Genomic DNA, 20,192 nt, shown 5'->3' with positions numbered 1-20,192 from the left:
CATGAAATAATATGAAACCTTGGTAAAATGAAATAGTAAGCGAAAAGGGGGACTTTTGTCTTGAATGTATTATACCAGCGATCCCCGAGATTAAGACCGGCCCTCCGAGAGGAGAAGCTAGAGATTTTACGGCCTCCGGCTGAGCCGAGCAAGCCGTCTTTTTCTATTATATCTATACTTATTCCGTTAATGATGACGTTGGTGACTATAGGCTTTTATGTATATATGAGCAGAACAGGCAAGATGGGCAACAGTAACTATTTGATGTTCCAGATGGTCACGGTGGTCATGATGCTTACATCTTATACGATTCCTTTTTTCGTCTATTTAAATAATAAGAAGGAATATAAGCTCAAGTTGGAGGAACGGGACCGCATGTACCGGGAGCAGCTCCAAAAGCATCGTGAAGAACTCAAAATGAAACGCGAAGAACAAGTTCGCACGCTATATGAAATTCACGGTGACCCGCAAATATGCACTCAAATCGTAAAAAACCGCAACAGTTCTCTTTGGGAAAGATCACCGGAGGATGAAGATTTCTTGCAGGTACGTATCGGGACTGGACAAGTTCCCTTTCATATTAAACTGCAAATCCCACGACCTGACGGTTATGACCGAGATCCTTTGTTGGGAGCTGCAGATGAACTGGAAGAAGAATTTCGTTTGGTGGACGCTGCTTCCATTACATTGCCACTGTTTCAATCCAAAGTGATCGGATTGGTCGGCGAGCGGGAGCATACTCTGGCTGCGTTAAGAGTCATCTTGGCACAAGTAACGGTTCGTCATTCGCCAGATGAAGTGAAAATCGCCTCCTTCTATGATGAGCGAGAAGAAAGTGAATGGACTTGGATGCGCTGGCTCCCACATGTATGGGATGATGACCGAATCCAGAGAATGATGTCAGACCGCAGTAGTAGCGCCCATCAATTAGCTGACTTTCTGTTTGCTAGATTGAACCGTCGAAAAAATAATCGCAATGAACGTCAGGGCAAAGGGATGGAAGCCCCGTGTTATGTGATTGTTTTATCTGACACCCAACTGATTGAGGAAGAACCTTTGTTGCCGTTGTTGCTGGAGGACGGCCGAGCCATAGATGCGTGTACAATTGTGCTGGCTTCTCGTAAAGAAGCTTTGCCAATGCAGTGTCAGCTGATCGTGGAAGCTTCCAAGGAACAGGGTGTATACGCCCTTAAATCAGAATCGGCGGAGGTTGAACAGCAAAGTTTTAAACCGGATCATTTGTCCAAAGAGGAAGCCGATGCACTGGCGCGGTACATGGCGCCTATTCGCTTGAAGCGTTCTTCGGCTTCTGATATTCCCGCTGTTCTGCCTCTTTTTGATATGATGAGTGTAGCAAGTGTGGAAGAACTGGATGTGGCAGACCGGTGGCGACGTAACCGCCATCCTGATACATTACCTGTGCCGATGGGCGTGCGGGCAGGCGGCAAAAAGATTATGATTAACTTGCATGATAAAATAGAGCGTCAAGGGCATGGGCCCCATGGCTTGATCGCTGGTACGACAGGTTCAGGGAAAAGTGAGGTTATCCAGTCTATCGTAGCCTCGCTCGCTGCTGAGTTTCACCCACATGATCTTGCTTTTATGCTGATCGATTACAAGGGTGGAGGCATGTCCAACACGTTCGTTAACTTGCCGCATGTTGTGGGTACAATCACGAACCTGGACAATAATTTGATTGAACGTGCTAAAATATCTCTTAAAGCAGAACTGGTTCGTCGACAAAAGATATTGAACGATGCAGGCAATTTACAGCATATTGATGAATATTACAGACTACTCCGGCAGCGGCAGGAACAACCGCTGCCTCATCTGGTTATTATTATTGATGAATTTGCACAGTTAAAGCGGGATCAGCCAGAGTTTATGGACGAGCTAATCAGCATTGCCGCGATTGGGCGGACATTAGGTGTCCATCTGATTTTGGCGACTCAAAAGCCGGCAGGTGTTGTCGATGATAAGATTTGGAGTAACTCCAGGTTCCGCATCTGCTTGCGGGTGCAAAGCGAAGGTGATAGCCGTGATATGTTGAAAATACCGAATGCCGCGTGGATAACGAAGCCGGGACGAGGATATTTTCAAGTGGGTAGCGACGAAGTGTTTGAAGAAATGCAATTTGCTTGGAGCGGTGCGCCGTATATAGGCAACAGAGACATTTCTTCTGCCTTACCTGTTCATGAAGTGAGACTGAACGGCAAACGTGAAGCGCTATTGACGGGCGGAGAACGGGCAAGCTCAGGCTTAAAAGGAGAAGAAGCTCCTAAACAGCTTCAAGTATTTATTGATTATATTGCAAAAGAAGCAGCTAAGGCAGGAATCGAACGTCTTCAGGGACCGTGGCTTCCGCCGCTGCCAGAAATGTTGGATTTAACTAATCTACCGCAATGTACCGAAATAGATAGTACATCATCATCGTTGGAGCTGAAGTCTCTTATTGGGCTGGTCGATGATTTGCCGAATCAACGGCAGGAGCCGATGTATGCGTCGCTGGATCATGGTCATTGGGCTGTGTATGGCATGCCGGGCATGGGAAAAACGACCTTTTTGCATACGTTGCTGATGTCCACGGCACAGCGTTACGCTGTGAATCATTGGAACGGTTATATCATTGACATGGGTCGAACCATGCGCGACTTTGGAGAGCTTCCACAAATCGGTGCTGTTATGATGGCAGAGGAGGATGACCGGATTAAACGGTTGTTCCGCTATTTGTTCAAGATGGTGGCCCTACGCAAGGAAATGCTTTCTGAGGCTGGCGTCAAAACAATAAGTTCTTTTCGACGTTCTGCTGTTGAAGATGTGCCGCAAATTGTCGTAGTTATTGATGGATATCTTAATTTTCGTAATGCGTATCCGGATGAAAATGAACTGCTGGAATCACTCTTGCGTGAAGGAGGCAGTCTAGGCATCACCTTCATCATTACAGCGAACCGGATTACCGATGTGTTTGAGAAGTTCCGCAGTAACATACCTAATGCTGTTTCTTTCGAATTGGCTGATCCTAGTGACTACTATTATGCGGTAGGACGACCGGCCAAAACACCAGGACCTTTAATTCCGGGCCGGGCTCTGGTTAAAGGGCATGTTCCTCCGCTGGAGTTCCAGACGGCACTGCCTTCACCAGGAGAAGATGAAGCGGAACGATCAGCACAACTACGTCGCAATATCGCTGGTATTGCGCAGGGATGGAAGGGTAAGCACGCACCGGCCATTCTCCCATTGCCTGAGCGGATTCCGTTGCTGGAACTGCTTCAGCAGTGGGATCGGACGAGTGGACCATCAGGTGCGCTTCCTTACGAAGTACCTGTAGGCCTACAGAGTGACGATCTTGAGCCTTTTCTCCTAAATTTAAAAGAAGGGCCTAATTTTATCGTAGGTAGTCCAATGGAGGGTGGAAAAACCTCCTTCCTGATGAGTTGGATTATATCGCTCGCTTATTACACCTCGCCGGATCAAATGCAAGTCTATACGATCGATACACGCTATGGAGGTGGGGGACTATCCCGATTACGGCATCTTCCTCATGTCAAGGCTGCTGCCGAAAGCGAGGAAGAAATGGGACCTCTGGTACAACAGGTGCATGATATCGTTCAACAACGGAGCAAGGATGGGAATGATCCCGAACTGCTCCTGGTCATTGATGATGCGGATATGTTAAGCAAGCAACTGAACGATTTTATGATAAAGGATCAGCTTTCCGCCATTGTACGGTTGGGACGTGATCGCAATGTGCATGTCGTGCTATCGGGTGTGCCAGCTGATTTTCCTACCTTTGGTGTGGACTGGTTTAATGATGTCAAAGCAAGCCAAAGCGGTGTGCTTTTTGGAACACTGGATTCGAATGATTTATCGTTCTTTCGTATCCCTTATTCAGAAGCGAATGCCGCTGCTGGTGGCCTAAAAGTCCTGCCTCCTGGGCAGGGATACTACGTACGACGCAAATTTACCAGGATAAAAGCGGCGATTCCCTTCTCAGAGCAAATGAGCTGTGAGGATTGGATAACGAAAATTCGTGACCGATGGCATGTTGTAGTTTGAAGGGAGGTGGCTCATAATGTTAACGTTTCAAGCTTCCAAGCAGAAGTTAATAACCCTCAAGGCAAAGGAACTGTTTTTTCTGGCAGGCGTATTGGGTTCTGACAGACTGCTTGGGGTGGAAGATCCGTTTAAGGGCTATCTAGCAGAGGAGTTGGCGGAAGAGTGGGAGCAGGTCAAAGCTGCTCTTCTGGAAAAAGGTTATCTGAAGCAGGCCGATAAGGGTAAAGAGCTGGCTATGCCTCCTACCGTTTTTTCAAGAGTTGCTATCGCGGGATTATCCAACAGGGCTTGCCGTATACGCTATGTAAGGGGAGGTAAGCAGTTTGAAGGCTATCTTCATTGCACGAATGAGCGTGTGGTGGAGCTTGTGAAATCTGTTGACGAACCCGATGAATATCGTTTGTACGATCTGGGTAATGTGGAAAAGGCTTGCGAAACATTGATTGATAAAATGGGCTGGGTTGATCGGCTTGTACCTGAATCTCCCGCGCTTATGTTTTCCAAGCAGGCCTTTAATAAAATTTACGAGCAATCTGCAGGAGAAAGTTTGTCTCAAATCAGCAGTAAGCTAACTGAGGCTAGCGGAGATGAAGAGGGAGCAATGAGACTGGCTCAGTCTTTGAGTTCCCGTGTAGCTGAGGGAGAATTGCAATTGCTGGTCTGGAACGGCAGAGAGTGGGAGTCACAACGGGCAGCTTTTGTCCTTTGTCCTGCAATGAACTGGATATTTCGGATGAGCTCTGCGGGTAACGGAGACTGGTTAATTGCAGCTATGGCTTCGAGAGATCAGTTTGTGGACTTATTATTGAATTGGTTGAAACAGTCGGCAGTGACTGAAGAAGTGACAGAAGAAGGGTGATGGATATGCGCATTCGAGTTGAACCGGATGTGCTTCGGGGGCTTAGCGGGCAGCTACAGCATGCGGCGGAGCAAATTCAACAGTTAACAGCAGGTTTGGAGCAGGCGTTACAATCGCTGGATTGGGATGTATCTGCGCGTGAGGCGATCTTGAATCAGTGGATGCAAGCCAAGCGGATGTCAGAACAGATTCATGCTTATCTCCATACATCAGGTACACAACTGAACCGAAAGGCAGAGCAGTTTCAGTCTGTTGACCACAACTATCAAACGATTCTGCCATTTGCCAGCCAACCATTGGGACGACCCGTCACGATGCTCGATTGGTCGAATCAACAATCACCGTCTATTCTGCCTGGGCAAGCTTCGGAAGGAAGCAGTCTAATTTCCAACCCGCAGTCTGTCGTACATGCTATTGCAGGTGTACAGCCTTCGGATGTGGGCACCTTGCATCAGGATATTCTGAAGCAGGCGTCTTCTAGCAGTCCGCAGGATTGGTATTTTACTGATCCGTCTATAGCAAGAGATCAGCCTGTCGCTTAGTTCGGATCGTTCCGGGATGATCTGGATCGGCCTGTAATCCATATGAATTTGTTATACCATTCCCGGTTTTATAGGACTAATATGGGACTTATTAGGTGGTTGCTTTATTAAGATTGTACTGTTATATGCTGTTTTATAGTTAAAAAGTGGGATTGTTGCAATTAGGTCCTTTGCCTTTTGTAGGGAATTAAATAGCCATAGTACAATTTAAACCAGCTAAACAAAAACATTTTTTATCATCAAGGAGGACGCAAAAAATGGCAGGACGCATTTTAATTACCCCAGAACAGGTTGATCAGGTAGCTAACCAATTTAAACAAAGTGGTGAGCAAAGCCAGCAGATCGTTTCCAGCTTGACTCAGTCCATCTCCGGTATGGAAGGTCAATGGGAAGGTATGACTAAGCAACGCTTTTTCCAAGAGTTCCAAGAAGCAAGCAAACAAATGCAAGCTTTCGTAACGACTTTGAATAGCATCAGCCAAGAATTGACAGCTATCGCTAACAAATTCCGTACGGTTGACCAAGCGAAATAAGTTGTCGTGCCTGATCGGCATTAACTTATCATATATCACTCTATAATGAAGCAATATGTGAACCTATTCCTCACGGTTTGGCACAGATTGTATAGGAAAAACCGGGCGATCTTCGGATACCCGGTTTTCTTGCCATCCATAGACGTATATAATAAGGTGAGGAAAACTAGCATACTGAATGATATAAGGAGAGGGATGTTTCATGTCTTTTCAACCGAATCCGGGAGACGAATTGATCATAAACGGCACAGCTTATGTGGTTGGACGACATCCCGCTGCACCCGGTTTAGCCTATGCACAAGCAGGGAGGCAGGGAATTGTATACCAGCTGATTGCCAAAAACGGAGCACCGCATGAGGCGAAAGCCCTCAAAGTGTTTTTTCCGAAGTTCCGCATCCCGGCTATGGTTTATCAATCTGAGCATATGGAAACATACGGGGATATTCCCGGTTTGCAGGTATGCAAGCGTGATGTGCTCACTCCAGAAAGAAACGGAAGTCTGATCGCTGAGCAGCCTGATTTGCTGTATGCGGTGCTGATGCCATGGGTTCATGGTATGACATGGTTCGATTGTCTCACAGATCAGCGTCAGCTTGAGGCTTCCGATAGTCTGGCTTTAGCCAGAGCACTGGCAGGGATCGGTTCAGCGATGGAGCAAAAAGGATTGGCGCATTGTGATTTATCAGCGCCCAATGTTATGCTTCCGTTTTTTTCTGAAGTGGAACTGCCTGAAGGCACGTCAGCTGTGGAATTGGTAGACGTGGAGCAAATGTATAGCACCAAAATGGATCGTCCAGATGCACTATTGGCAGGATCGCCGGGGTATGCTGCACATCGTACTGTTCACAGCGGATTATGGAGCGCGTATGCCGACCGTTTTGCAGGGGCTATCATTATTGGAGAAATGTTAGGCTGGTCTGACCGTGTGGTGGTCGATAAAGCTTGGGGCGAAAGTTATTTTGATCAACATGAAATGCAGACGCCTTGCGAACGTTATTTTATTTTGCGGAAATCGCTTGAAGCCCGCTGGGGCAGCAAGGTGGTAGAACTATTCAGCCGTGCTTGGGATAGTCAGGATCTAAGCAGTTGTCCTACCTTTGGCGAATGGCTGGTTGTACTTAATGCCGTTACTGAGCAGGAAATTCTGGTGGAGGATACAGAAACGGAGCCAGCTGGGACAGATACAGGAGATCTGGCTGCTATGAGCGGCACTTCCAGTGAAGCGGTACCCTCGTTGGCAACACCTGCTCCGCTCAAGGCTGAACAGGCTGAAATGTTAAATCAGGCTGCCCTAGAGCAGGGAGAGCGTGGAGTAACGGATAAGCTGTTTCGACAGGCGCGTGAACTAGAGCAGCAGAACAAACCTGCTGCAGCGCTGGAAGTATATCGTTCGTTGTATCACTTTGTAGAAGATGGCAGTCCTCTGCATGTAGAAGTGTCGGCTGCGATCACAGGACTGGAGGAGCAGCTGAACCCCAAGATGCCAGAGCAACCTGAGAAATCGAAAGCCTGGTATCGCTCCAAAATGTTTATCGTGACAGCATCGGCCGCAGTCGTTCTTTTGGCAGCGGGAATCCCAACTGTAAGTATTCTTGCGGATCAGTCTAATCAGCGACAAATCGAGGCTGCAAAGCAAGAAGAGGCATTGAAGGCTGCAAAAGCAGCCGAGGAAAAGTTGGCTGCTGAGCAGGAGGCCGCTCAAAAATCGCTAACGGAGAAACAACGGCAGGAAGCTGAACAGCAGGCCAAACAACAGGCTCTTGCTGCTCAAAAGCAACAGGAAGAGCAGAAGAAACAACAAGCCCTGATCGCTCAACAGGTTAAATATGAAGCTTATCTGGCCCAAAAGGAACAAAACAAGCAGGCTGCTGCCAAGTTGGCGAAGCAAAAAGCATATGATCAACAGGAAAAATATGAAAAATACCTGGCCTTGAAAAAGGAGCAGGAAGCTCGTGCCGCCAAGGAAGAAGCAGCTCGTAAAGCAGCAGCTGAGTCGGAACAAAAGCGAAAAGATGCTGTACAGGCACGTAACAAGGAGAATGTTCTCCAGCTTATTTCCCTCTATAACAAGGCGTATGCTTCTCAGGAAGGTGGAAGCACCGCGAAGGCCAAGAGCTTTGCCAAACGTTTTAGAGCATTATATGATAGCAATCCTTCTTATTATCGTTCAGTAGGTGAAGTGGGCTATCGGGCTTCCTCTATTTATAACTTTTTAGGAGATACGAATTTTAGACTGCCTAAAATTTGATGTTTCATATGTTTATATAATGGCGGAATGATAGATTAGGAAACAGATACAGATCGAAGGTAACTGAGGGGAGCATGTACAAACCATGAATTATACAATACAGGCTTCACAACGTACTCCCGCCCTGATCATTTACCTGATTGACATCAGCGCATCGATGAATATGCTGATGGAAGGGCGGCGGCGTATTGACGTTGTATACGAAGCTATATCACTGGCGATCCGACAGATGGTTTTCCGATCGACCAAGGGAAATCGGTTGACTGCGCGCTATCGGATTGCAATTTTGGCTTATAGTGACGACGTATATGACCTGCTGAATGGTGTCAAGGGAATTGATGAAATCGCGGCTATTGGTTCGTTGCCTGATTTGACACCCAAACGATTCTCAGATTCAGCAAAGGCCTTCTTGCAAGCTGAACGTATTTTGCAGGCGGAATTACCAGGGATGCAGGATTGTCCTGCACCTTTGGTCTGCCATATGACAGATGGTGTTTCCACAGGCGATGATCCGGAACCGATTGCGAAGCGCATTATGAACATGAGTGTACCAGATGGCAATGTACTGGTGGAAAATATATTTTTATCCGACAGGTTGCTGGAAACGCCTATTCAGGACCCCCGTCGCTGGAAAGGTCTGACGCATAATACGCCTTTGCAGGATGAACATGCTGTGAAATTACGTAATATGTCTTCTGTGCTTCCTGAAAGCTATCGGGAAATGCTGTTTGAGGCAGATTATCAGTTAGGTGAAGGAGCCATAATGATGCTGCCTGGAACCTGTGCGGAACTGGTGTCCATTGGTTTTCAAATGTCAGCTGCAACGCCTGTACGGTAAGGAGGTAAAAGCATGAATCCACTGCTGTCCCTGCTCCCCACGAGCAAAAAAAAGGGATTGAATGCAAGGCTGACTCAGCAATTTGCTTACATAAGCTCTCAGACAGGCGATCAGCCTTTATCATCTCATCACAGTCGTTTTATGTGTCGTTATGGCTATGGAAGGTCTGCTGAATCTGCCAGTATGGGAGAAAGCGGACAGGATTTTGCCGCAGTACGTATTCATAAATCTGTCTGTTGTTTTGTCTTGTGTGATGGTGTCGGGCTCAGTTACCGAGGAGATTTTGCAGCTCGCTATCTGGGTTCTTCTTTACTGGATTGGATGGAACAGAGACAGGATCTGTCTGCTAATCAATTAAGGGAGTATCTTGAGCGTCTGGCAGGTGCAGCTACTGAGGAACTGGATCGGCAGCCTCTGGATCACGAATCAGGCTTAATGCGTTCAGTATTGGAAGATAAACGTCGACAGGGAAGCCAGTCCATGTATATTTGCGGTAAAATCGAACTGCCGAAACGAGGTACCCGTGGTCGTCTCCGACTTGCCTGGCAAGGGGATTCACGTTTGCGATTGTGGAAGGGTACGGAAGAAATCAGCGAACTATTTGATCATACCTTCTCTACTGCGGAACGCTGGTCTACAAGCCGTGGACCGATTGGAGGGAAGCCGCATTGGTACGAAAGAAGCATACCCGCAGATATGCCAATGAGATTACAGGTATACACGGACGGTTTGTCCGATTTAGATCCTATTCGCGAGCCTGTCCCTGATGAGCAGATACAGGTATTACTTGATGCGTCTCATACCGGGGGACTTGATGATGATGCGGCATTTATTGAGCTGCAGTGGTAAACGAATAATCCAAAGGACGTATGCATCCATATCGATGGTTGTAGAACGTCCTTTTTTGATGGATACATAGAAAACTGAGAATAGGCAAGATATTTACGGAATGTAACGAGAGAGAAGAAGAAAAGATGCACTAATGCACGAAATATTCGATCTTTTCCTGAATATCGTAAAGGAACAGCAAAAAATGCGCAAAAATGGTGATTATAAAGTATACCCTTTTGGGTAATCTTGTGATTATACAGATTATTGAAAGGGAGCGATACGTATGAGCTATACATATGCAGGAGGCGCGCGCTTTGAAGGCAAAACTGCTCTAATTACGGGTGCAGGTTCTGGTATTGGCAAGGCAACGGCCATTCAAATGGCTAGAGAAGGAGCAAATGTCGCTCTTTTTGACGTAAGTAATGATCGCATTTTGGAGACGGAAAGAGAAATTAATGCCATACGTGAAGGGTCAGCCCGGGCTTTTGACGTGGACATTGCCGATCCGGTGCGTGTTGAAAAAGCAGTGTTGGAAGCGGTTGAATTGTTTGGCGGGCTGCATATCATTTTTGCCAATGCGGGGATTAACGGGGTCGTCGGACCAATCGAGGAGCTGAGTATTGAGGATTGGCGGCAAACCTTGTCAACAAATCTGGATGGCACCTTCCTGACGGTGAAGTATACAATACCACATTTGAAAAAGAACGGTGGCGGCAGCATTATCATTACCAGCTCGATTAATGGAAATCAGCGCTTTACCAGCTTTGGGATGTCAGCCTATAGCACATCGAAGGCAGGTCAAACCGGTTTTGCAAAAATGGCAGCCCTAGAGCTGGCCAAGTTCCGTATTCGTGTCAATGTCATTTATCCAGGGGCCATTTCGACAAATATTGATGAAACCACGGAGAAATCAGAAGCGTTAAAGCAGATTACCATCCCTGTGCAATTTCCTGAAGGAGATCAGCCGTTGGCAGATGGACCGGGGCAACCCGAGCAAGTTGCTGATTTGGTGACATTCTTGGCATCTGATCATTCACGTCACATCACTGGCGCACAAATTGTGATTGACGGGGCAGAGTCGTTATTGTTTTAGAACAAAACCTTATAGTGTTTTTTTATATTGCAGCCTATTGATATTTTTTTGATCAATGGGCTATATTTACACAGTTGCCTTATATATATACTGGATAAATCTCTGGAATGGATTTACTTTATTTTATTTGATAGAAAAATAAGGGTTAGTAGAATAAACATATACAATGAACAGTGGATTTTTTTGAATACGACTTAAGTGCATGAGCACTAAATAGTTAGATTGCTCAGCATCTAAATTCCTGATTTTTTACAGATAAAGCAAATAGCACAACCGAAGAAAATGAATCCTTGCTTTACGTAAGAAAAAGCTAGTTTGTAGTCGCGTCATCAGACGATGGTAGTTTTTCACCTAATTAAAGCAACACTCGACCCAATAAAGCTCTTTATAGAGCTCTAGAGTCCAAAATCATAACTGGGGAGGATAACGTATTATGCAACTTCAATCCTATTGAAGAGGAGTGAGAACTAAAGTCCTCAAACTATCTTCCTGGTTTTTATCCAGACCTAGGAAGGCCGTAGCATAATAAACATTATTTTGCTTCCAAAAGTAGTAGGTTTGACTTTTGAGCTTTGATTTGTCGTTGCTGGAATAGAGGGGTCCAAAGTAGACGTGGTTGTTGTCGGCGTAAGCCGATATTTCAACCCCACTAATCTCCAGCTTACGAATGAACGAGAGCTTAGTCGTTTCAAAAAGCGGCACTTTACTTTGATAGAACAAAAGTTCGTCATTCGGCCATCATAAATTGTGGAATTGTACGGTGCACGATAGGTGTTCCACAGAGCATCTGCAGTTTGTCTAAACGAGTAACTAGTATTCTGATCCTCCGCCCTCAACAAGATCGAGTCATTCAGCGTAAGGTGAGTGTTCAGCAAGCTGCCCGGAAATTTCACTTTAAAGCCTAGAATATTCTTCGCTGCAAGTAAATCCGTCTCATCGTACAGAGGAAATGAATTCCCTTCTCCGTCGTAACGAACACGTTGGACTTGCTGTGGGAAAGTGAAGGATTGTACAACCTTTTCAATTTCTTTTTGCGTGAGCTTCTCCCAATTGATTACATACGATACACCGTTATCCTGCCAGACAAAGCTGTTGGCTGCTTTTCGATTATGCTGAGAGCCTAGCTTTTTCGTGAATAACACGCCTTTTACATTTCCCAGTGTAACCTCACTTTGTTGGAAAAACTGAGTTTGTGCTAACTTTTGTGAGTTTGGGGCACCCCACAGTAAATTATGTTCCAACATATTTTCTTTCCCTTTGGAAGCCAGCATCTCTATAAATTGCTCATTTTTGCTGCCAAATTTCGATACGAACATTATGGATACGATATTAAGAAGATCAGCTTGGTTGGCATCAGAAAAGAGCGTACTCAAATCTACAATTTCAAGCTGATAACCCTCGGGCAGATGATCAGGAACTTTAAAATCAAATTTTTTAAATTGGATTGCCCGATCCAGACTATGAAACCATTGAAACGAGCTGTTCAGCCTGTCAATTTTGAACGAGGAAGTGTCTCCTGCTTTAAGGACTGTGCGAGCATTCATATCAGGATCGGCGATCTCTTCTGTATGCGTCAAATTGGTGAGCAGGATAGCACTCAAGAAGAGCAACAAGAGAAATACCACGGCAAATAGCTTGTACAAGCGTCTTTTGTTTTTGAAGATCAATGTAAGTCTCCTTTTCATTTTTGTTACCATAGAAAAATTTGATAGGATCCCCGGTAGGAAGTAGTATCTCAATTGCCAGTAAGGAATTAGCTCTGTGCTTTATAGTATGATTATAGAAAAGTATACCATATAAAGGTTATTTATGGTAAAATAGATTAGCTTCTTTGAGGGATGAAGGAAATTTGGATGTGAAGAAAGGGGAATCTAGCCACGATAGTCATTCAGCGTTAAAAATAAGGAATCAGTCTATAACAAAATTTAAAAAGAACGAGAGCCAAGGCCAAGTGATTTGGAAAGAAAAGAATATTACGTTAACAGCGAAAAAAACGGAATTGAAAAATGCACCAAGCACTGAAAAAAATCTTATTACATCAATAACGATCAAAAAAGGAGAAAAGATTTACACAATTCATACAGATAAATTTGACGATAAGCTGCGTGATATATCGAGTGTTTCAATATGCCCTTCAAGTAATTGGCTAGCTATACAAACACGACGTAGCGCAGGGGAGACGGTGTTGCTTGTCGATATGAAAAATGGAAAACATCAAGTATTAAATGACCAGTTAAGCGCTGCTGGCAAGAAAAATATTGAAACGATAAATTCCTATAATTGGTCACCAAAAGCAGACCAAATTGCTTTCTCATATGGGGATACTTCCACAAGCTCCATAGCTATATATAATCCCCAAAAAGGTGAGTTTACTTTTTTACCTAGAGAAACGGATTACATTAGTACAGGTCTGATTTTATGGCATAAAAATGGAAAATCATTAGACTATATAAGTGAGTATCCATCTGACCAAAAAAAACTATATAGATACTCTTTGGAAAGCAAAAAAGTAAAAACCATTAAAAAAATTAGTCAAAGTGAATTTCAAAAATGGTTCAAACTTGATAAATACAAAACAAATTAATGCAAAAAAGGGCGGAGGTAAATTCCGCCCTTTAAATTTTTAGTTTTCGCTTATTGTGATTTTACCGGAGCTTCCGTTTGCCTCAAGCACTTTAATTAACTCTCTTTGGTCACTGTTAGTAAGTCTGATGCAACCGCAGGGATGAGTTTTCGGATTCCTGATGCATTTTCTTCACGCCGGGCATGCGCCGGCCTTTTTCGCTTGCTTCATGCCATCCCCCACGAGGACGACCCGGTCACCCGCCATCATGAGCTGAGCCATCTTCCGGATGATTTGAAGCCAGGTCAGCCGCAACGATTCCAACGACCACGCCGAGGATCGAAAGAAGTGGATCAGGGTTTCATAGTAGAGCGGATGTATTGCCAGATCACGAACAATGGAAGTCACGCCCAGCGTGTCGGAGCGCAGCATAAGGCCGGTGACCACAATAACAAAGTGGCTTGTCGGGAGAAACAGGAGCGAAATTCCGATAAAAGGGTATTCATATATGGGAGCATAGGTCTGGGCGAGCGCTTTGAAATCGGGTATACTGGTTCTTGTAACCCTTTCAGCGATGCTATCCTTTCTAGAGTGGAATCTTAAGGAGACCATAAAATCGCTAGAGTGGGTTATTTTTTCGACAGGAACTTTTCACTGTCGAGTAAAGGCGGAATAGTTACAAAAAAATTTAATAAGGAGTGCTTGATCATGAATCTTAAGTCCGTATTCAAAGGAGTAGTATCATCTGCTCTGGTAGTTTGTCTAATTGCTGGAGTTGGTACTTTACCGACTTTTGCGCAGTCGACTGAAAGTTCGTCGAAAGATTATGCAGTTAAAAGTGGCAGTTATTCAGGAACTGAATTTCAGGCTGCATACCCATTAAAAAAGAGTAATGGGGTAAAAGTGAATTTCTGGATTAAAAATACTGGGAATGTAAGCGTAATGATCAAAATTAATGGAGATCAGAAAAGAACTCTCGCACCAGGTAAGAGTGGCCATATTAGTGCTCCAGTTGGTTCCTTAAGTAGCGAATATAAATTTAAAGCAGTACCAACGCCTAATGGTGGTGATATTAGTATAGACTATGGTATTGCTCAAAGAGATTAAATTTGATGCTTAAGATATTTTTAGTATTTTATAAGGCTCCTGAATCCGAGATGGTAATTTGGTAATTCAGTGCAGACACAGAGTAAAAAAAGAGCCGTACTAGACTTGAGGACCTTATGCAAAATGGATGAAAGCTGGGAAAATAAATACCTATAATAAAAGCCGATTTCCCTTAACCTGAACTGTGACCCCAATTGAGGACACTTTGAATAAAGCCCGCTTAAGCAGCCAATAGATGGCTTCTGAATTCGTCAGGAGTCATCTTTTTTAACGCCCATTGGTAGCGGCCTGAGTTGTAGTAAGCAATGTAGTTATCGATGCATGCCCGTAATTCTTGAATGGTTGCGCACGATTTGTATTCCAGATCATCCTTCATATGACCGAAGAATGTTTCCATAGAGGCATTGTCCCAACAATTTCCCTTCCGAGACATAGACTGCCTGAAGCCTGCTTTACGGACCAGAAGGCGAATTTTGGGGTGGGTATAGTGCATGCCTTGGTCAGAGTGCAAGATGGCCTCAGGATGAACATTGCCATCGAACCGTTCAATTAACAACTGCAGCGTCCGCTCCACCAAGACGAGCTCCAGAGAAGATGACAGATAGTGAGCAAGTATCTGCTTGGTTGCCCCATCCTTCACACAAGACAAGTAGGCACACTGCCCGTGACCATAGTGCAAATAGGTGATATCTGTGAGCAATACTTTTTCTGGTTCCCCTTGGTCAAGCTGACGTTTTAGCAGGTTGGGGCATGTCTGGTGTTCCTGAGTCGCCTTGGCCATTTTACGGTATGGATTAGCTTGCCGAATCGTGGCGACAAGTTTGTACGTTCGCATGATCCGTCGGATCTTTTTGTGGTTCATAGTAACACCATTTTCCCGTTCAAGCCTCATTTTAATCACCAATGCTCCTGCTTTGCCATGTAGGGCATCAAAATGCATCTTGATGAGCGCTAAGTCATGTTCATCTGCGCGAGCTTGCAACTGGCGTCTCTCCTCGGCATGAAGCCAGCGGTAATAGCCGCTTGCACTGATGTGAGACAGTTCGCACAGGTAGCGTGTCATGCGCTTTAGGCTATGTTGTCGGATCGTGAGGTTGATTATCTGATAGCGCTCGGAGGGTGTCAACGTTTCCTCTGCATCTTCTGCTTTTCGAGCGCTTCGAGCTTTTTTAGGAAGTCATTCTCCGCTTCAAGCAACTTGATGCGCGCTTCGGCACGCTTCAGTTTTTCTTCTGTGGACAAGTTGTTTGTTTGCGGTCTGCCCACACTTCCTTTCCCTCGTTGCTCCTCTAAAAGAGAGGCCTCTCCATGGGCAGCATAGATATTTCGCCAACATATAAGCTTTTCTTTGGCTTTTCGTGTCCAATGGTGTCGATGTCAAAACCCGCCCTAAGAAAAATATCCATCGGCGTCTGTCCGGCTTCATAAGCTTTTACCGCTTCCACCTTAAACTCTGGGGCGTAAGTGATGGTTTTGTCCGTCACTTTTTGCACATTTGGATTAGCCTCGAGCTGTTTAATCTCTTGTTCGCTAAAGATTTTGGAAGCACCTCTCTTATTGCTCATGAATCTTACCTCACAATCCTCTTTATGGTTTGATTAAAACACAAATGACCCGTAAGTGGGTCACTTTTTTCAAAGTGTCCATCTTACGGGTCACAGTTCAACCTTACAGGAAATCGGCTCTTCTATTTAAGGGATTTCCTCAGTCTCTTTGAGCAATCTTATAGTCTATACTAATATCACCACCATTAGGCGTTGCTACTGCTTTAAATTTATATTCGCTAGCGAAGTAACCAACTGAAGCACTAATGTGGCCACTCTCACCTTTCTTGAGAGTTTTTTCGTGATCTCCATTAATTGTAATTTTAACGCTTACTTTTCCAGTATTTTGAACCCAAAAATTTACGTTTTTCCCATTAGAACTTGTTAATTTGTATGAAGTCGAAAATCCTGTTCCTGAATAAGAGCCATCTGAAACATTCATGTCAAAAGGTGTAATTACTCTACTTCCATTTACATAATTTTCCGGCGAACTTTCAGTCGACTGCGCAAAAGTCGGTAAAGTACCAACTCCAGTAATTAGACCAACTGCAAGAGTAGATGACACTACTCCTTTGAAAACGGACTTAAGATTCATGATATATCATCCTCCAATAATATGATTAACATCCAAACTTTAGATGTATGATTAATAGGATACCATAGAATAATATTCCTGTAAACGCTTTATATACTATATTATTGACTTTTTTGTTAATAGAGAGGAAAGATGGAGTTGTATTACAATTTCTGAGATAAAGGGGCATAAAAAATTGAAAAATTGTTTTATGCTCACCTTTCTATAAGGATAATACAATAACTAAATTCGTACTGGCCGCTGCTCTGACTGATCCTGCAGGTCCTCTGATCACTTCAGCAAGTGCCATAGACAGTAACACAACGGTTAGAATTCCTTTAGTCGGATGTGATACAGAAATATTGGAGTTTTTCACAGAGGCAGAAGCTCATGAAAAAGCTGTAGAATTGACTAAACAAGGCAAAACTACGAAGGTCGGTTTTCCCTGTCCAGAATGCTATGAGAATTACATAAACGGTTGAATCTGAGCTGGACAAGACGTAAAAAGGGCTATAACCGCTCGCAATGGTTATAGCCCCTAAATCAAAACCCTAAAAAGTTTCAACCTCTACTGAAGGTTGGGTAGGAGGGATGCTTTCTCGACTCTTACGGAAATAATTTTTATGCAACTTAAAATTCCAGGTGGGACATTTGAAGCTGGCATATGGCCGAGTTTCTGCAAAAGATCAAAATCCAGAACGGCAACTCGTAAAGTTTCGAGAGCTGGGCGTTGATGAACGGTATATATTTGTCGATAAGATGAGTGGCAAGGATTTTGAGCGTCCTAAGTATCAGGCTATTAGATTGCTGATTCGTGAAGGCGACCTTGTTTATATGGATGCGTTGGATCGGCTTGGCCGGGATTATCGCGGAGTGGAAATATATCACCCGTGAAATAAACGCAGACATTGTATGTCTTGACAACGAAGCTTTGTTTGATTCAAGGAAGTTTAAAATGATGGGTGACTTAGGGAAACTACTTGAAAACCAATTTTTGAGTATGCTGGCTTACGTGGCTGAGCAGGAGCGGAAAAAGAACATGCAGCGGCAGGCGGAAGGGATTGAAGTTGCACGAACAGCTGGAGTGACATTCGGCAGGCCCAAGAAAAAAATTGATGAAACGTTTATTCAAGCTTATAAGGAATGGAAGGCTGGCCAGATAACGGCAACGGCGGCTATCCAGCAATCCGGATTAACAAAACCCACCTTTTATCGCCGTGTAAAGGAATACGAAGCAACTGAATACATGTAAATGAATGTTACAGAGCGATAAAAATCGCTCTTTTTTACGTGTTTATGTATTTTACTATGTTGCTGATTGATTATCTTCTTTTGAAAAATCTTTCGTATATATCACTAAAGCGACGACTATGGTAAACACCTGGATTAAGAACTGTGGTACCAAGATTAAAAAATCCATATAATTTCCCCCTTATTAAGATTTATTCTTAGCAATGCTGGACATAAACTACGATCCTAAACGATGTATAACAGTTTTCCTGAATTTCAAACTTAACAAAAATAGTATTATATGATCACTTAATAGTTATTTACTATAAAATGATTGAAAGTGCTAGAATATATTTGTACGGGGCCATTTTCTTGTTGTTAGGGATTTTGCTTATTTTGTCTCCTTTACTATTTAAAAAGTCCCTTATAGCCAAGAAGAGCGTCTAACTGCAAGGATATCTGAAGCTTTGTTCTTCAGGACTTCTTGCTACTTTGTTTTCTATGGAGGTTACATATGGTTTTGCTAAAAGATAGTTCTACTAAAGAAGCAATTCGTGTGCAATATGAACAAATTTGGAGTGAACTTTTAAATAAAGATGAGGAAAAAGCAGAACATGTTTTAATGAAATTGGAATATGAGTTATTGCCTACTCGTCAGAAAATCCAAAGACGATGGGGAAAAATCCTATCTCCATTAAAAAACGTTTTATCTGGATTATCCTTCTTAGTGTGATTGGGTTCTTCCTTTTAGCTTACGTATTATTTATATACGTATCGTTGTGGGTTGAAGATTATTAAAGACGTTTCTGGGAAACCGGAAGCGTCTTTTTTTATGAGCTTGAAATCCTAAAGGCTGGTTTTAACCAGCCGGGGTATCGGTAGCAAATAGGCTCGCTGATCGGCAAGTAAGGGAGCGAGCAGGTCAAGAGCAGAGGAAGCAGGCTCATGCTTACTGGCTCTAAGGAGGGAAGAACGCCCAACTAAGAGCCAGTACGCACCGCTGGGCGCTACTCACGCCGATAACAAGAGCGTCTACGCCGGCAAGAGCACCCCGGACAAGGCGCTCTACGTTCCTGTCGTTCGTTTTACGCTGCCCACGGAGCGTAAGAGCTGACGGTCAAAATAAAGATGGCAGCGTATTTTTAAAAAATCCAATAATTTACGTTTTGCATTAGAATATGACACAGAGGGGGAATCATGCTGATGAATCCAGGTGTGACTTTACTTCGTGTCGAACGGGCCAGAAAAAGACTGTACCAAGTGCAGAAAAAGTACGGCTTTTTAACGCATCCTAAAGTAATTGAACAATCCATGAAACTGGATGAACTATTGAATCAATACCAAACCTGCAAAATGAAATCTTAGCTAATGTGTGTGCATGATGCACTTTAAAGGAAGACGAACTCCAATCTCCAAACTCCAATTATACTATGAAGAGGTGGTAACGCTGTTGAATAAACGAAATCCTGTAACCCCTTTCGGCTGGAAAATCAAACAAAAGCTAGTTGAAATTCAAATGGATCAGAGAACTTTTTGTGACACCTATCATATTCCTGCTAGCCGCTTGTCCAATCTCATTCACGGAACACGCAAGGCCAAAAAATATAGAAAACAAGTATGTCAGTTGCTTAGAATCGAAGAATAACCATCACTCTCCGACAGAAATACAGGACAACCTCATTATATGTAAGCTACAGTGGCAAAGGACTCCCGGTTTATTTAATATAGATTGTACATAGGACGCTTATTACAAGGAGTGAATGAGAATGTTCTCTAGAATGGCAGAGCGGAAGATTGCCGAGGCGATGGCCAAAGGTGAGTTTGATCATTTGCCGGGAGAGGGCAAGCCACTGGTGATTGAGGATTTGTCACATGTTCCAGAAGAGCTGCGGATGTCGTACAAGCTGTTGAAAAATGCAGGTATTTTACCGGAAGAGCTACAGCTGCAAAAGGAATGTGTTCAGCTACATGATTTGCTTCACGCTTGCCATGAGGCAGGAGAGCAACAGCGCATCAGTCGCAGGCTGACTGAGAAATCACTTCGTCTTCGTATGCTGCTGGAGGAAAGAGGGCTGAATATGTCGTCTGTATTTTATGAATATGAGTCTGCTGTGCGTCAGCGACTGGAGGAATAACAGCGAGAGGAGCAAAGGGCAGAATGCCCTTGTCCATCC

At 44.1% G+C, this 20,192-nt stretch carries 17 protein-coding genes and 2 pseudogenes; 16 read left to right on the top strand and 3 right to left on the bottom strand.

Annotation, left to right across the window (positions count from 1 at the left end):
* The first annotated feature begins 60 nt into the window (after positions 1–60).
* The 8 genes from essC (at position 61) to G7035_RS24555 (ending at position 11,000) form a co-directional block, all read left to right on the top strand.
* Positions 61–4,056, top strand: coding sequence for a type VII secretion protein EssC (gene essC / locus G7035_RS24590; RefSeq protein ID WP_019687028.1), 3,996 nt, complete (start codon positions 61–63; stop codon positions 4,054–4,056).
* A gap of 16 nt (positions 4,057–4,072) precedes the next feature.
* Positions 4,073–4,915 (top strand): hypothetical protein, encoded by an 843-nt coding sequence (locus G7035_RS24585; RefSeq protein WP_016821030.1) that lies wholly within the window; start codon positions 4,073–4,075, stop codon positions 4,913–4,915.
* Between the two features lie 5 nt (positions 4,916–4,920).
* A complete protein-coding gene (locus tag G7035_RS24580; protein WP_013370786.1) occupies positions 4,921–5,457 on the top strand; it encodes a WXG100 family type VII secretion target in 537 nt (178 codons plus the stop codon).
* A gap of 257 nt (positions 5,458–5,714) precedes the next feature.
* A complete protein-coding gene (locus G7035_RS24575; protein ID WP_007430133.1) occupies positions 5,715–5,990 on the top strand; it encodes a WXG100 family type VII secretion target in 276 nt (91 codons plus the stop codon).
* 202 nt (positions 5,991–6,192) lie between these two features.
* The gene (locus G7035_RS24570; RefSeq protein ID WP_019687029.1) at positions 6,193–8,238 is read left to right on the top strand and encodes a serine/threonine-protein kinase; all 2,046 of its coding nucleotides are present in this window, start codon (positions 6,193–6,195) and stop codon (positions 8,236–8,238) included.
* Positions 8,239–8,323: 85 nt separating this feature from the next.
* Positions 8,324–9,076 carry a vWA domain-containing protein gene (locus G7035_RS24565; RefSeq protein ID WP_013370788.1) on the top strand — a complete coding sequence of 251 codons (753 nt, stop codon included), beginning with the start codon at positions 8,324–8,326 and terminating at the stop codon, positions 9,074–9,076.
* Between the two features lie 12 nt (positions 9,077–9,088).
* Positions 9,089–9,925, top strand: a complete 837-nt coding sequence (locus tag G7035_RS24560) for a hypothetical protein (RefSeq protein WP_019687030.1) — start codon at positions 9,089–9,091, stop codon at positions 9,923–9,925.
* 265 nt (positions 9,926–10,190) lie between these two features.
* Positions 10,191–11,000, top strand: coding sequence for an SDR family oxidoreductase (locus tag G7035_RS24555; RefSeq protein ID WP_019687031.1), 810 nt, complete (start codon positions 10,191–10,193; stop codon positions 10,998–11,000).
* 506 nt (positions 11,001–11,506) lie between these two features.
* Here G7035_RS24555 and G7035_RS24550 read toward each other — a convergent pair.
* Positions 11,507–12,667: a peptidase M56 gene (locus tag G7035_RS24550; protein ID WP_230877353.1), complete on the bottom strand. Its 1,161-nt coding sequence runs from the start codon at positions 12,665–12,667 to the stop codon at positions 11,507–11,509.
* Positions 12,668–12,855: 188 nt separating this feature from the next.
* Between G7035_RS24550 and G7035_RS24545 the strand changes: the two genes are divergently transcribed.
* From G7035_RS24545 to G7035_RS24535, 3 genes are all read left to right on the top strand, one after another.
* Positions 12,856–13,584, top strand: coding sequence for a TolB-like translocation protein (locus G7035_RS24545; RefSeq protein ID WP_080561207.1), 729 nt, complete (start codon positions 12,856–12,858; stop codon positions 13,582–13,584).
* Between the two features lie 141 nt (positions 13,585–13,725).
* Positions 13,726–14,166 (top strand): hypothetical protein, encoded by a 441-nt coding sequence (locus G7035_RS24540; RefSeq protein WP_146032338.1) that lies wholly within the window; start codon positions 13,726–13,728, stop codon positions 14,164–14,166.
* A 105-nt stretch (positions 14,167–14,271) separates the two neighbouring features.
* Positions 14,272–14,670 carry a hypothetical protein gene (locus G7035_RS24535; RefSeq protein WP_019687035.1) on the top strand — a complete coding sequence of 133 codons (399 nt, stop codon included), beginning with the start codon at positions 14,272–14,274 and terminating at the stop codon, positions 14,668–14,670.
* 220 nt (positions 14,671–14,890) lie between these two features.
* On the opposite strand, the pseudogene G7035_RS24530 reads toward G7035_RS24535, so the two are convergent.
* Positions 14,891–16,235, bottom strand: a pseudogene (locus G7035_RS24530) (IS3 family transposase).
* Between the two features lie 139 nt (positions 16,236–16,374).
* Positions 16,375–16,809, bottom strand: a complete 435-nt coding sequence (locus G7035_RS24525) for a hypothetical protein (protein ID WP_019687037.1) — start codon at positions 16,807–16,809, stop codon at positions 16,375–16,377.
* Between the two features lie 630 nt (positions 16,810–17,439).
* On the opposite strand from G7035_RS24525, the pseudogene G7035_RS24520 reads away from it, so the two are divergent.
* From G7035_RS24520 to G7035_RS24500, 5 genes and pseudogenes are all read left to right on the top strand, one after another.
* Positions 17,440–18,040: pseudogene (locus G7035_RS24520) on the top strand (recombinase family protein).
* Between the two features lie 492 nt (positions 18,041–18,532).
* Entirely contained in the window at positions 18,533–18,751 is a 219-nt protein-coding gene (locus G7035_RS24515; RefSeq protein ID WP_019687039.1) for a hypothetical protein, read from the top strand.
* A gap of 464 nt (positions 18,752–19,215) precedes the next feature.
* Entirely contained in the window at positions 19,216–19,383 is a 168-nt protein-coding gene (locus G7035_RS24510) for an aspartyl-phosphate phosphatase Spo0E family protein (RefSeq protein WP_019687040.1), read from the top strand.
* Between the two features lie 85 nt (positions 19,384–19,468).
* Positions 19,469–19,663 (top strand): Rha family transcriptional regulator, encoded by a 195-nt coding sequence (locus G7035_RS24505; RefSeq protein ID WP_019687041.1) that lies wholly within the window; start codon positions 19,469–19,471, stop codon positions 19,661–19,663.
* Positions 19,664–19,778: 115 nt separating this feature from the next.
* Positions 19,779–20,153: a DnaJ family domain-containing protein gene (locus G7035_RS24500; protein ID WP_029515002.1), complete on the top strand. Its 375-nt coding sequence runs from the start codon at positions 19,779–19,781 to the stop codon at positions 20,151–20,153.
* Positions 20,154–20,192: the final 39 nt, after the last annotated feature.

It is taken from the genome of Paenibacillus polymyxa, from assembly GCF_015710975.1.
In the GTDB taxonomy this organism is placed as follows: Bacteria; Bacillota; Bacilli; order Paenibacillales; family Paenibacillaceae; genus Paenibacillus; species Paenibacillus polymyxa.
Note: the sequence above shows the minus strand (reverse complement) of the source record. Positions and strands in the feature narration are given on the sequence as shown.

Excerpts from the sequence above, each read along its gene's own strand:
- G7035_RS24575 (WP_007430133.1), top strand. The coding sequence starts at position 5,715 with ATGGCAGGACGCATTTTAATTACCCCAGAACAGGTTGATCAGGTAGCT.
- G7035_RS24560 (WP_019687030.1), top strand. The coding sequence starts at position 9,089 with ATGAATCCACTGCTGTCCCTGCTCCCCACGAGCAAAAAAAAGGGATTG.
- G7035_RS24555 (WP_019687031.1), top strand. The coding sequence starts at position 10,191 with ATGAGCTATACATATGCAGGAGGCGCGCGCTTTGAAGGCAAAACTGCT.
- G7035_RS24565 (WP_013370788.1), top strand. The coding sequence starts at position 8,324 with ATGAATTATACAATACAGGCTTCACAACGTACTCCCGCCCTGATCATT.
- G7035_RS24510 (WP_019687040.1), top strand. The coding sequence starts at position 19,216 with ATGCTGATGAATCCAGGTGTGACTTTACTTCGTGTCGAACGGGCCAGA.
- G7035_RS24500 (WP_029515002.1), top strand. The coding sequence starts at position 19,779 with ATGAGAATGTTCTCTAGAATGGCAGAGCGGAAGATTGCCGAGGCGATG.
- G7035_RS24535 (WP_019687035.1), top strand. The coding sequence starts at position 14,272 with ATGAATCTTAAGTCCGTATTCAAAGGAGTAGTATCATCTGCTCTGGTA.
- G7035_RS24540 (WP_146032338.1), top strand. The coding sequence starts at position 13,726 with ATGAGTTTTCGGATTCCTGATGCATTTTCTTCACGCCGGGCATGCGCC.
- G7035_RS24515 (WP_019687039.1), top strand. The coding sequence starts at position 18,533 with ATGGTTTTGCTAAAAGATAGTTCTACTAAAGAAGCAATTCGTGTGCAA.
- G7035_RS24580 (WP_013370786.1), top strand. The coding sequence starts at position 4,921 with ATGCGCATTCGAGTTGAACCGGATGTGCTTCGGGGGCTTAGCGGGCAG.
- G7035_RS24525 (WP_019687037.1), bottom strand. The coding sequence starts at position 16,809 with ATGAATCTTAAGTCCGTTTTCAAAGGAGTAGTGTCATCTACTCTTGCA.
- G7035_RS24570 (WP_019687029.1), top strand. The coding sequence starts at position 6,193 with ATGTCTTTTCAACCGAATCCGGGAGACGAATTGATCATAAACGGCACA.
- G7035_RS24585 (WP_016821030.1), top strand. The coding sequence starts at position 4,073 with ATGTTAACGTTTCAAGCTTCCAAGCAGAAGTTAATAACCCTCAAGGCA.